This is a genomic window from Gracilibacillus salinarum (assembly GCF_022919575.1).
GTDB lineage: Bacteria > Bacillota > Bacilli > Bacillales > Amphibacillaceae > Gracilibacillus > Gracilibacillus salinarum.
Genome location: NZ_CP095071.1, coordinates 4,684,261 through 4,697,147, shown reverse-complemented (window position 1 = coordinate 4,697,147; position 12,887 = coordinate 4,684,261). Strand labels below are relative to the sequence as shown.

The following is a 12,887-nucleotide window of genomic DNA, read 5'->3' as shown; positions in this document are numbered from 1 at the left end:
TCTCATCTAAAAATTTCCCTTTTTATTTTTTTATTAAACTGTCTCCAGTCATTTCTTTCGGTTTATCGACCTGTAATAAGTCAAGAAGTGTTGGCGCTAAATCAGCAAGGATCCCGCCATCACGTAATTCAATGTCATCTTTTGTTACGATGACTGGTACCGGATTCGTTGTGTGTGCCGTCATTGGGTCTCCTTCAGCTGTAATCACCTCGTCGGAGTTACCGTGGTCAGCAGTTATAATCGCATGACCGCCTTTCTTAACGATCTTATCTACAATTTTACCAAGGCATTCATCTACTGTTTCGATTGCCTTCACAGTAGGCTCCAGCATACCTGAATGACCTACCATATCCGGATTGGCAAAGTTCAAGATGATCGCATTCTGCTCGTCTCTATCCAGTTCCTCAAGCAATGCATCTGTCACTTCATACGCACTCATTTCCGGTTTCAGATCATATGTTGCTACTTTCGGTGAATCAATTAAGATTCGTTTTTCACCAGGAAATTCTTTTTCACGTCCACCACTCATAAAGAAGGTAACGTGTGGATATTTCTCGGTTTCAGCAATACGTAGCTGATTCAGGTTATTCTGTGCTAATACTTCACCAACTGTATTGTCTAAATTTACTGGCTTATATGCAACATAGCCATCTACCGTTTCGCTGAAGTTCGTCAGGCAAACGAAGTGAATATTCTTCGGCGCTTTATCGCCACGATCAAAATCACGGAAATCTTCATTTGCGAAAGTACGTGAGATTTGGATCGCGCGGTCAGGACGGAAGTTATAGAAAATAACCGAGTCATCATCCTGAATCGTTGCTTTTGGCTTGCCATTCTCATCTGTAATAACAGACGGAATCACGAACTCGTCATAGATTTCGTTCTTGTAAGAATCCTCTACAACTTCCAGTGGATCGGTATATGTCGGTCCTTCGCCGTATACCATTGCATCATACGACTTCTTGACACGGTCCCAACGCTTGTCACGGTCCATGGAATAATAACGACCTGATAATGTAGCAAACTCACCTACACCATATTCAGCCATTTTTTCTTGTGCATCTTTAATATATTTTTTGGCAGATTTCTGATCAACATCTCGTCCATCTAAGAACGCGTGCACATATACTTTCTCCACACCTTTATCTGCTGCTAGTTTAAGAACAGCATACAGGTGCTGGATATGACTATGTACACCGCCATCAGATAACAAACCAAAGACATGTAATGCTTTGTCATGCTTCTTAGCATGGTCTACTGCATCTAATAACACTTGGTTGTCAAAGAAATCGCCATCTTTAATAGATAAGTTAACACGAGTTAAGCTTTGATAAACGATTCGACCTGCCCCAATGTTCAAGTGACCCACTTCTGAGTTACCCATTTGACCTTCAGGTAAGCCAACCGCTTCACCACTTGCTGTTAACTGATTGTGTGCATATTGCTTCCAATAACGATCAAAGTTAGGCGTGTTTGCCTTTTTCACCGCATTTCCTTTTTCCTCATCTCTTATAGCATAACCGTCAAGGATGATGAGGGCTGCTAGTTTGTCTTGGCTCATTTTGCACCAGCCTCCACTAACTGTAAGAAGGAATCAGCTTCCAGACTTGCACCACCTACAAGCGCGCCGTCAATATCAGACTGTGAAAGTAACTCATCAACATTTGCTGGTTTCACAGATCCACCATATTGAATACGCACCGCATCACCAGCTGCAGCAGATACAGCATCTGCTACTACCTTACGAATATGCGTACAAACTTCATTCGCTTGCTCAGAAGTAGCTGTCTTACCAGTTCCAATAGCCCAGATCGGTTCATAGGCAATGATCGAAGCTTTTACTTGCTCTTCTGATAAGCCAGCAAGAGCAGCTTTCACCTGGGCTTCGACAATTGTCATCGTTTCATTTGCTTCACGTTGATCTAATGTTTCACCAACACAGATAATTGGAATTAAATGGTTAGCGAATGCTGCATGTGCTTTTTTGTTAACTGTTTCGTCTGTTTCAGCAAACATTTCACGACGCTCAGAGTGACCTAGCACGACGTATGTTACGCCGATATCAGCAAGCATACTAGGGCTTACTTCACCAGTAAAAGCACCATTTTCTTCAAAATGCATGTTTTGCGCTGCAACTGCTAATTCCGTTCCTTTTGTCTTCTCTACCAAAGTAGGCAGATAAGGGAAAGGAGCACAAACAACTGATTCCACTTTGTCTTGACTTGCTACCTTGTTTTTAGTTTCTTCTACAAATTCAACTGCTTCGCCAAGTAACTTGTTCATTTTCCAGTTACCTGCAATAACTTTTTTACGCATGTGATTCACCTCTCCTATCATTACTTGTCTGTTAGTACACTAACACCTGGTAGTTCTTTTCCTTCCATGAATTCCAAGGAAGCTCCACCACCAGTTGAGATGTGGTCCATTTGTTCTGCGTAATGAAATTTCTCAACTGCAGCAGCAGAATCACCGCCACCAATTACAGTATAACCTTCTGTTTTACTTAATGCATCTGCAACAGCTTTTGTACCATTAGCAAATGTTTCCAATTCAAACACACCCATCGGTCCGTTCCAAATAACTAATTTGGAATCTTTTACGATATCAGCATATTGTTCACGTGTTTTCGGCCCAATGTCCAATGCTTCTAGGTCAGCTGGAATTTGGTCAATGTCTACGATTTGCGTATTCGCATCATTTGAGAAATCATCCGCTACTACTACGTCAACAGGCATGACAAAATTAACGCCCTTGTCTTTCGCCTTTTGCATGTATTCTTTCGCTAATTCAATCTTGTCTTCTTCTAATAAAGATTTACCGACCTCATGGCCTAATGCTTTAACAAATGTATAAGCAAGGCCTCCGCCGATGATCAAGTTGTCCACCTTATCTAATAAGTTATCAATTACACCGATTTTATCTTTTACTTTGGCACCGCCAATAATTGCTGTAAAAGGTCTTTCCGGATCAGATAATGCTTTGCCTAAAACATCTAATTCTTTTTCAAGCAAGAAGCCTGCTGCAGACGGAATATGTTCTGCAATACCAGCTGTAGAAGCATGAGCGCGGTGTGCTGCACCAAACGCATCATTCACATAGTAATCAGCAAGACTAGCGAATTCTTTAGCTAGCGCAGGATCATTTTTCGTTTCACCTGCTTCGAATCGTACGTTTTCGATTAGTAAAAGGCCACCGTCTTCTAATTGACCTACCGCTTCCTGTACTTCTGCACCAAATACCTCATCTGTCTTGATAACAGTTTTGTTGATAAGATCACTTAAGCGTTTAGCAACAGCGTCCATACGTAATTCTTCTACTACTTCTCCACCCGGACGTCCTAAGTGACTGGCAAGAATTACTTTTGCGCCTTGCTCAGATAAGTACTGAATGGTTGGCAGTGCTGCTTTAATACGTGTATCATCTGTCACTTCTCCGTCCTTCATCGGTACGTTGAAATCAACACGGCAAAATACTTTTTTTCCTTTTACATCAATGTCTTTGATTGTTTGCTTGTTCATGCGTTTGTACCTCCTTAGCGAGATTGCTTTTTACCTTCTATCGGACCAATTCAAAAATGGGAGGAGGATTGATCCCCCTCCCTGTTAAATAATCTTATAGTCCTTGTGCTTTAACGTATGCTGCTAAGTCTACTACACGGCTGGAGTATCCCATTTCGTTATCGTACCAAGATACTACTTTTACCATGTTGCCTTCCATTACCATTGTAGAAAGACCATCAATAGTAGAAGAGTTAGTGTTACCGATGTAGTCAACAGATACTAATGGCTCGTCAGAATATCCAAGGATACCTTTCAAGTGACCTTCTGCTGCTTCTTTTAATGCACCATTTACGTCTTCAGCTGTTACTTCTTGATCTAATTCTGCAACTAAATCTACAAGAGATCCGTCTGGAGTAGGTACACGCATTGCCATACCATTCAATTTACCTTCTAATTCAGGTAATACTAGTGAAACTGCTTTTGCAGCACCAGTAGTTGTAGGAATGATATTTTCAGAAGCCGCACGAGCACGACGGTAATCCTTATGTGGTAAATCTAGAATTTGCTGATCATTTGTGTATGAGTGAATAGTCGTCATCATACCACGCTTCAAGCCGAACTTGTCATTCAATACTTTAGCATAAGGTGCTAAACAGTTTGTTGTACAAGAAGCATTTGAGATTACATCGTGGCTTGCTGGATCATATTTATCTTCGTTTACACCCATTACAACTGTAATATCTTCTTCTTTAGCAGGTGCAGAGATGATAACTTTTTTCGCACCAGCAGTTAAGTGTTTCGCTGCTGCGTCACGTTGTGTAAAGATACCAGTTGATTCAACAACGATCTCTACTCCTAAGTCTCCCCAACCTAAGTTAGCTGGATCGCGCTCAGAAAGAACTTTGATTTCTTTTCCACCTACTACTAAAGAATCACCGTTTACAGAAACTTCTTGATCAAGTTTACCGTGAACAGAATCATATTTTAGTAGGTGTGCAAGCATATTTGCATCAGTTAAATCATTAACCGCTACTACTTCTACCTCATCATTTTTTAAAGCTTGACGGAAAACGTTACGACCGATACGGCCAAAACCATTAATACCAATTTTTACTGCCATGCTAAAATTCCTCCTTAAAGAATGATTAATAATTTTATATGTAAAAGGGTTTCTTATCCCTTTAACAACTCTTGTGCTGCTGCTTCGTCGGTGATCAATACATTACTTTTACCTTGTTTGAAGTACGATTGAATTGCCTTTGCCTTAGATGTTCCACCAGCAACGGCCACGACATATTGAGCTTTTTCTAGTTCTTCCAGTTGCATACCAACAGTGCGTACCTTGTACACAACTTCACCTTGCTCATTAAGGTAATAACCAAAAGCTTCACTCACAGCATTACCTGTTCTCAGCTCATTCAGAACTTGCTCCGATGCTTTTCGGCGCTTTGCCATCGTAAAGGCATCACCAATACTGTGCAAAACGATTTTGGCATCATGAATCAATTCCAAAATGTCTTTAATAGCTGGTTCCTCAATGATCGAATGATACGTTTCTTCGCTTAAAGGATCGGGTACATAGAGCATTCGATAATTGCCTTTTCCTTTCTTCGCCATTTGCGCGCAGATAGAATTAGCTTGGTTTTCTACTTGCTCACCAAGTCCTCCTCTTGCTGGCACAAAAGTACAGCTTGACGCATGTTCTATCGGCTTCATATGATTAGCAACCTCTGCCATCGAAGTGCCTCCAGTAACAGCAATAGTTTGCTCGGAAGTTATTATCGTGCTTAGAAACTGTACACATGCTTTTCCTAATTCCTGTTTCACAGAAGCCTGATTGTCACTGTTACCAGCTACAATAATAACATGCTCCAGTTGTAATTTATCCTTAATTTGAGATTCTAAAACACGGAATTCGGAAATTTCATTCATGAATTCTGATAATTTTTCAACGATAATGTTCCCTTCTTCTGTCAATTTCATGCCTTTTGACGTTACCATGATAAAGCCATGGTGATTGAGAAAATCAATTTCACTGCGAACTAATCGCTCAGTCAGCTTCACATTCTCCGCCAGACTTCGGCGTCCGATCGGCTGCAGTCTTTCGATTTGCTGCAGTATTTTGTATCTCTTCTGCATAACATCCAATAAGTCAGGGAACAATTTTTCTTGTATTGCTAACAAATCCTTCAATCGGAAACGCTCCTTTATACTCTACCGGGGGATTTTTGTCCCTCCTAGTCGCATTCCGTCCCACTCAGAACAAAAAAAATTAACTTCCGTAAATAATTGTATCAAAAGCTTCACCTGTGCTCAACTATTTTCTGAATTATTTTTCGATAATAGATAGTTTTCGACAGTTTGGATGTCGATTATGCCCGTGTCGATGACCGTTTCTTGATCTTTAAGGACTGGGATCATCAGGTGGAAAGCTTCTAACAACTCATCTTCATTATAAATATCGACTTCTTCTATTTCAAACAAAAAATCCTGTTGCAGCATTTCTAATATATGGTAAGCATCAGTGCACAAGGAACAGTGTTCTTTTCCGTATAGTGTTAATTTCATCTTTGCACTCCTTTCTGAGGGGGAACACATTTATTATTATCAAATAGCATATCGTCCGGCCAACCACTTTGTGTCTTGCGTAGTTGGCCTATGGTAATCGTACAGAAGTCCGAAGAGTAAATTGATGCATACGGGTAACACGATGCATTATCTGCTCATTACTTTAACTGTGTACTTCTACCTTTAATCTTCCCTCTACTATAATAATGTTAGAATAAACCGTCATTATTCACCAGCTGTTCAGTTTATCACTTAATGGCGTTCAATCCGACTTTGAGCATTTCTCGTAAAACTTTTGCAGATTGGTGTAATTGTTCTGCTTCTTTGTCGCTCAATCTTAACTCCATTACTTCCCGAATGCCATTTTCATTTAATATAGCTGGTACGCCTAAATAGATATCCTCTAATCCGTATTGACCATCTACATAGGCAGAAACGGTTAATACAGCATTCTCATTATTTAATATCGCACGGGTCAGACGGACTAAGCCTAAACCGATTCCGTAATAGGTTGCTCCTTTTCGCTCAATAATATGATAAGCAGCGTCACGAACATTCTGGAACAGCTCAGTCATTTCCTGGTGATGATATAAATCATCAATCCCAGCATATTGAGACAATGGAACGCCACCAATCTGAACATGACTCCACACTGGCAATTCTGAATCACCATGCTCTCCCATAATGTAAGCATGTATATTACGAGCATCGACTTGAAAATGCTCTCCTAATAAATATCGGAATCTAGCCGTATCCAAAATGGTTCCAGATCCGATGACCCGTTCCTTCGGTAATCCTGAGATTTCTCGGGTAATCTGAGTTAGAATATCAACAGGATTTGTCGCAATCACGAATATACCCTTAAAGTTTGAATCCATAACGCTGTTAACAATGCCTTTAAATATACGAGCGTTCTTGTCGACTAGGTCCAATCTTGTTTCTCCAGGTTTTTGATTTGCTCCTGCTGTAATCACAACTAAATCTGCATTATGACAATCCTGATAACTCCCAGCTTTAATTTTCATTGGGTTACCAAAAGGCATACCATGATTCAGATCACGTGCTTCCCCCTCTGCTTTATTCTCATTAAGGTCAATCAAGACTAGTTCATTGACTACACCTTGATTTAATAATGCATAAGCATAACTGGTTCCGACGAAGCCTGTTCCGATTATAACTACTTTTCTTAATTTCGTAGTTTGATAAGTCATCACAAACCACCCTTTCTCAACAAACCTTTTTTTAACTACATTCCCCAATATATAAGCACAACAAAATGGGATATAGTTCTACTTATACTATATCCCATTTGAGCCATTGATGATATGATATTTTATAACAATTATGTGAATAGTTGAGCAATCACTTCTTCTACACCCGGGACACCAGATGTTGACAAACCATGAATGTAACTTCTCTGTACAGAAACGGCATCTGCACCAAGATGCAGATACAGATCAAGGGCTTCTTTAGTGTTTACCTCCGTTTCGATAATAATGCTAAGATTCCCACCTACCACTGTTTTCACACGTTCTAATAAATCAATATTGGCATGACTTATATTAGTGAAAATGATACCTTCTACTTGCTGCTGTAACGCAACTCTTACATCATCAATGGACAAATCACCATAAATAAATACTGGAAGATTTGTAAATTGTTTAATATATCTGATGTCATCCCATGTAACATGACGATTTTGATACTCATTTGCTACTTGCTCTGCTATCGATTGGTTATTATGATGATTTTTTTTCGCAAAAATCGGATCCACTACAAAATTGGTCGTACCTCTCGCCTCTTTATCAGCAGTCTGATGGACGACATCATTAGATAAAGAAACGACGATGGCTTGGTAGCCGGCTAATTCTGCACGTTGAATAAAGTGCTTTGTCAAATCACGATCATGAAACAGATGTGCCTGAAACCATAACTCACTTCCCGGCACTGCATCTGCGATATCCTCTATACTGTAAGAAGAGTGGCTGCTGACTATAAACGGAACACCTTGGTTCTTTGCTGCAAGAGCTGTTGCCAGTTCACCATCCTCATGAAAGTAGGTTTGCGCACTTACAGATCCTAAAATAAAGGGTGATATATTGCCATTTGCCTCTGTATTTCGATGTAATATAAAAGAAGTAGAATGAACCTTCTGTGACGTAATTTCTTCTAGAAACAGTTTGGAAGATTGGGTAAGCTGTTGCTCCGCTAATTTCTCCAATGCTGTTACTTTGCTTTTTTTAACCGTTGCTTTTGCCATTTTTTATTCCTCCTAGTTGGTTCAGGGAAACAAAAAGCCCCTCTTATATTGGAGGAGCAGATGTATTATCTCCCTCTTATTATTCAAACAATGTGTTTGCAGGATTTAGCACCTTTTAAGCGGATCACTTAAGGTTGCCGGGTTTCATCGGGCCAGTCCCTCCACCTCTCTTCATAAGAGTATCTATATGATTTAATTTGTCACTTTAGTAGCTCTTTCTATTTCGAGTGCTTTTAACTTTCTTCTTAAAATTTTTCCACTGATTTTCGTCTTCGGCAATTCATCCATTACTTCTATCTCTCTTGGCGCAGCATGGGCAGATAAATGACGTCGTACAAACAAGCGAATTTCTTCCAGTAATGCATCAGTTGGCTCGTATCCCGCTCTGAGAGAGATAAATGCTTTCACTAACTCTCCACGTAATTCATCTGGCTTTCCGATAACCCCAGCTTCTTCTACGGCAGGATGCTCAATTAATTTACTTTCTACTTCAAACGGCCCAATCCGTTCCCCTGCTGAGTTGATCATATCATCGTTACGACCTTGGAAGAATACATAGCCTTCCTCATCCTGTAAGGCTAAGTCGCCTGAAATATACCAGCCTTCATATTGGAAATACGACTGGAATTTATTTTGATTACCCCATATTTCCTTCATTAGACCTGGCCAAGGCGTACGGACCGCCAATTGACCAATTTCTCCACTCGGCAGTTCCTTACCTTCTTCGTCCAAAATCCCGACTTCAACACCAGGAAAAGCACGCCCCATCGATCCAGGTTTAATTTTTTCTGATGGAAGGTTTACGATTAAATGTCCTCCTGTTTCAGTCATCCACCATGTATCATGGATTCGAACGTTGAGGCTGTTCCATGCCCACTGAATCACTTCAGGGTTTAACGGTTCTCCGACGCTTAACACGTGTCTCACCGAAGACAAATCATACTTTTTATATAGATCTCCTTTAGACAAGAGCATTCGAAAAGCTGTTGGCGCACTGTACCAGATCGTTACACCTAACTCTTCAATTAATGCGTACCAATTTTCTGCGCTGAATCGACCACCTTGAATCACAACCGTCGCCCGATTTAATAATGGGGCGAGCAAACCATACACACTGCCCGTTACCCAACCTGGGTGAGACGTACACCAATAAACATCATCATCTTTAATATCCAAAACCCACTTACCGGTTACAATATGATGCTGTATGGACCGGTGTGCGTGCAATACCCCTTTCGGTTTTCCTGTAGATCCACTCGTATAATGAATGATCAGGCCATCTTCCCAATCCAGCCATTCAGTATACGGTTCTCCTTGGACTGGCTTTAATGGCTCTTCTTCAATATCTTCTACAAACAAAACGGTTTCTAATGATGGAATATCTTCTCTAGGTACACGTTTCACTAGATCCTGATCAGTAATTAGCAGGGTGCCCTCACAATCATTGATACGATCTCGTACGGCCTCTTCCATAAAGGCTTCAAAAAGAGGACCAGCTATTGCACCGATTTTGATCGTTGCTAAAATAGCAAAATAACACGCTGGTGTCTTAGGAAGAAAAACAAAGACACGATCTCCTTTTGATACACCATGTTCTAACAGAATTCTCGCATAATGATCGGTTTGATCTTTTACTTCCTTAAATGTAAAAGACTTCTTCACGGCATCATCCAAATAATGAATCGCTATTTTATCACCAAAGCCTTCAGCGACATGACGGTCAATTGCTTCGTAAGCTGCATTCACTTTTCCTGTTTTTGCTGCTGACAAGAGATCAGTTGCATCCTGCCAATTGAAGTTTCGGCGGATTTCTTGATAGTCTGATAGGTTATAGGTTCCGTTGACTTTATCGATAGGTGTTGTCGTTGTTTGTACCATGTGAAAATCCCCCTGACGGATAGTTACTTTTTATTCAGATCTAAACATTGCAGAATTTCAGATTTAATATGTGCCAGTTCTTTACTGCCACGGTTTCTCGGACGTTTTTGTTCTAGTGAAATCTCTCTTTCCACTTCTCCTGGCTGCCCGCTCAACATAACGATTCGATCGCATAAATAAGTTGCTTCGTCGATATCATGTGTGACAAGTACGATAGTAGGTTGATATTTCTCCCAAACATTCAACAATAAGTCCTGCAGCTGCATTTTGGTAAACGCGTCTAATGCACTGAATGGTTCATCTAATAATAAAACTTGTGGTGAAGTCACTAGTGCACGTGCAATGGCAACACGTTGTGCCATCCCCCCAGACAGTTCACGTGGATACAGTTTTTTCTTTCCATATAGCCCGACACTAGTTAAATACTCAACTGCAAGCGATTCTTTTTCCTGACGTTTACCGGTAAGACCAAACGTTACATTGTCCAGCACATTTAACCAAGGCAATAGACGTGGCTCCTGAAAAATAAAACCTGTTGTATCATGGATTTCTTTCGTCACCGTACCGTTAATTTCGATCTCACCTTCATAATCTGTATCAAGTCCAGAGATAGCTCTCAACAAGGTACTTTTCCCACATCCACTTGTCCCAAGCAGTCCAACGATTTCCCCTGGCTGTACTTCGAGATTGACATTCTGTACGGCTGTCGTGCCATTGAAGGTACGACTAACATCACGTAAAGCTAAGCTCATTCTGTCGTCCTCCTTTTATTTTTCCAGACGATCTTGCCAATGCAAAGAACGTATTTCTATCTGTTTCAAAGCCCAATCTGACAACTTGCCAATAATAGCAAAAAGAATAATACTTGCTAGAATCGTTTCAGGCTGCGACATGTTCTGACCGAACACTAACAGGAAGCCGAGACCTTGACTGGCACCCATTAATTCTGCTGCAACTACGAACATCCAGCCAAGACCAAGTCCACTGCGCAATCCAACTAAGAAGGATGGTAAAGACGCAGGAAGAATAATTCGTTTAACCAGTTGAAACGTGTTTAGTCCGTACATTTTACCGACCTCGATTAATTTACGGTCAACACCAGATATGCCACTGACAATGTTTAAATAGACAGGGAAAAATACCCCAACAGCAATCATGGTAATCTTAGAGGTCTCTCCAATACTTAACCACAAAATAAATAATGGTACCCAGGCTAAAGAAGGAATGGAACGAAACGCCTGAATCATTGGATCTAACAGCTGTTCTGCTGTTTTATAAAAACCAACCACTGAGCCAAGGATAACTGCCACGATTGTACCCACTATAAAACCAGCAAACACACGATAAGTAGTAATCCAAATATGCCCCCATAACGATCCGTCTTCGGCCAGACTGATAATTTTGTCAACAATAGCTGTTGGTGCCGGCAGCTGGTTAGAAGGGACCACACCAGCGCGGCTCAAAAGCTCCCAGATTACTATTAGGATGACTGGAATAATACTCCCTAACAGAATCGTACGGAACAGTGAATCATTTGACCTTTTGGCTGCTTCACGATTACCTCTTCCTTTTGATTGTAAATACCCGGCCGCTGCTAATTGATTCTGATCCTTTGCCATAAGCTCTGCCCCTCCTATATCCGACCTGCCCTACTGCTCAATGACAGTTTCAGCGTATTCTGGATTAATTAATTCATTTGTCAGCGCTTCAATATCTGCATCTTTATTTATGGCATCAGCCTGCTTTAGTATTTCTCCTGCAGCTGAAATCGCATCAATATGTTGCTGTCCTGGAACCGGGTTCGAAAAGTCGGTTCGCTCTACTAATTGCACTTTTGCCACATCCACACTGATATCTGCTTCCTCAGCCAGTAATTCTGCCGCTTCTTCAGGATTATCGAGAATCCATTGACGAGCCTTTTCATATAGCTCAATCACTTGTTCCACATATTCCGGATGCGCTTCGGCAAATTCTTCCCGCACATTTAAGAATCCATAAGTATTTAAATTAATATCTCTAAAAAATAATTGCGTGTTTGATTCTAATTCATGTTTTGCCATGTGAGGATCAAGACCAGCCCAAGCATCGACATCACCATTAACTAATGCATTTCCACCATCTGCATGCTGCAAGTTTACTAATTCGATATCATTAACGGTCATCCCAACGGAATCTAAAGCTCTTACCAGAAATATATATGGATCCGTTCCAAGCGTTGCTGCTACTTTTTTGCCTTTTAAATCTTCAATCGTTTCTATTCCCGATCCTTCTTTAGTCACTAATGCCGTCCACTCCGGTTGAGAATATACGTAGACATTCTCCAGCGGTACACCATTTGATTCTGCTATAAGTGCTGCTGCACCTGCTGTCGAGCCAAAGTCAACACTATCACTATTCAAAAATTCAATCGCTTTGTTACTCCCTTGACTTAATGTCCAGGATACATCAATATCTTCCTCAGCAAATGCTTCCTCTGCCCAGCCAAATTTCTTTAACACCAAACTGGTTGGCGAATAGTAAGCATAGTCCAATCTGATTTCAGACGGTTTTGTTTCAGCTTCACTGCTGGATGAACATCCAACAGCGAAGAAAACAATAATTCCGAAAACGGCAATCGCAAGAAAACTTCTGAAATCAATTAGTGGTGCTTTACTCATGATTTTGCCCCCTTATTTTCTTGT

Annotated in this window: 12 protein-coding genes, 1 pseudogene and 1 riboswitch; all 13 genes and pseudogenes read right to left on the bottom strand. The window is 40.7% G+C overall.

Going from position 1 to position 12,887, the window contains the following annotated elements; translation table 11 throughout:
• Window positions 1-22: 22 nt before the first annotated feature.
• The 13 genes and pseudogenes from gpmI to MUN87_RS21720 all read right to left on the bottom strand — a co-directional run bounded on the left by gpmI (window position 23) and on the right by MUN87_RS21720 (window position 12,863).
• Window positions 23-1,561 carry a 2,3-bisphosphoglycerate-independent phosphoglycerate mutase gene (gene gpmI, locus MUN87_RS21775; protein ID WP_244743939.1) on the bottom strand — a complete coding sequence of 513 codons (1,539 nt, stop codon included), beginning with the start codon at window positions 1,559-1,561 and terminating at the stop codon, window positions 23-25.
• Entirely contained in the window at window positions 1,558-2,316 is a 759-nt protein-coding gene (gene tpiA, locus MUN87_RS21770; protein WP_244743938.1) for a triose-phosphate isomerase, read from the bottom strand. Before tpiA ends, gpmI begins: the two co-directional genes overlap by 4 nt.
• A 20-nt stretch (window positions 2,317-2,336) precedes the next feature.
• Window positions 2,337-3,518, bottom strand: a complete 1,182-nt coding sequence (locus MUN87_RS21765; RefSeq protein WP_244743937.1) for a phosphoglycerate kinase — start codon at window positions 3,516-3,518, stop codon at window positions 2,337-2,339.
• A gap of 94 nt (window positions 3,519-3,612) precedes the next feature.
• Window positions 3,613-4,620, bottom strand: coding sequence for a type I glyceraldehyde-3-phosphate dehydrogenase (gene gap / locus MUN87_RS21760; RefSeq protein ID WP_244718481.1), 1,008 nt, complete (start codon window positions 4,618-4,620; stop codon window positions 3,613-3,615).
• A gap of 53 nt (window positions 4,621-4,673) precedes the next feature.
• Window positions 4,674-5,432: a sugar-binding transcriptional regulator gene (locus MUN87_RS21755; protein WP_439649676.1), complete on the bottom strand. Its 759-nt coding sequence runs from the start codon at window positions 5,430-5,432 to the stop codon at window positions 4,674-4,676.
• A gap of 57 nt (window positions 5,433-5,489) precedes the next feature.
• Window positions 5,490-5,639, bottom strand: a pseudogene (locus MUN87_RS22530) (hypothetical protein); the annotation flags it as partial.
• A gap of 174 nt (window positions 5,640-5,813) precedes the next feature.
• Entirely contained in the window at window positions 5,814-6,068 is a 255-nt protein-coding gene (locus MUN87_RS21750; protein ID WP_244743936.1) for a glutaredoxin family protein, read from the bottom strand.
• A 248-nt stretch (window positions 6,069-6,316) separates the two neighbouring features.
• On the bottom strand, window positions 6,317-7,279 hold the full coding sequence (locus MUN87_RS21745; RefSeq protein ID WP_244743935.1) for an L-lactate dehydrogenase: 963 nt from the start codon (window positions 7,277-7,279) through the stop codon (window positions 6,317-6,319).
• A gap of 131 nt (window positions 7,280-7,410) precedes the next feature.
• Window positions 7,411-8,328, bottom strand: coding sequence for an alpha-hydroxy-acid oxidizing protein (locus MUN87_RS21740; RefSeq protein ID WP_244743934.1), 918 nt, complete (start codon window positions 8,326-8,328; stop codon window positions 7,411-7,413).
• A 73-nt stretch (window positions 8,329-8,401) separates the two neighbouring features.
• A riboswitch (SAM riboswitch) is annotated at window positions 8,402-8,508 on the bottom strand.
• 12 nt (window positions 8,509-8,520) lie between these two features.
• Window positions 8,521-10,206 carry an acetate--CoA ligase gene (gene acsA, locus MUN87_RS21735; RefSeq protein WP_244743933.1) on the bottom strand — a complete coding sequence of 562 codons (1,686 nt, stop codon included), beginning with the start codon at window positions 10,204-10,206 and terminating at the stop codon, window positions 8,521-8,523.
• A gap of 23 nt (window positions 10,207-10,229) precedes the next feature.
• Entirely contained in the window at window positions 10,230-10,958 is a 729-nt protein-coding gene (locus MUN87_RS21730) for an ABC transporter ATP-binding protein (RefSeq protein ID WP_244743932.1), read from the bottom strand.
• Between the two features lie 15 nt (window positions 10,959-10,973).
• Window positions 10,974-11,825 (bottom strand): ABC transporter permease, encoded by an 852-nt coding sequence (locus MUN87_RS21725; protein WP_244743931.1) that lies wholly within the window; start codon window positions 11,823-11,825, stop codon window positions 10,974-10,976.
• Between the two features lie 30 nt (window positions 11,826-11,855).
• Complete coding sequence (locus MUN87_RS21720; protein WP_244743930.1) at window positions 11,856-12,863, bottom strand: aliphatic sulfonate ABC transporter substrate-binding protein; 1,008 nt, start codon at window positions 12,861-12,863, stop codon at window positions 11,856-11,858.
• Between the last annotated feature and the right edge of the window lie 24 nt (window positions 12,864-12,887).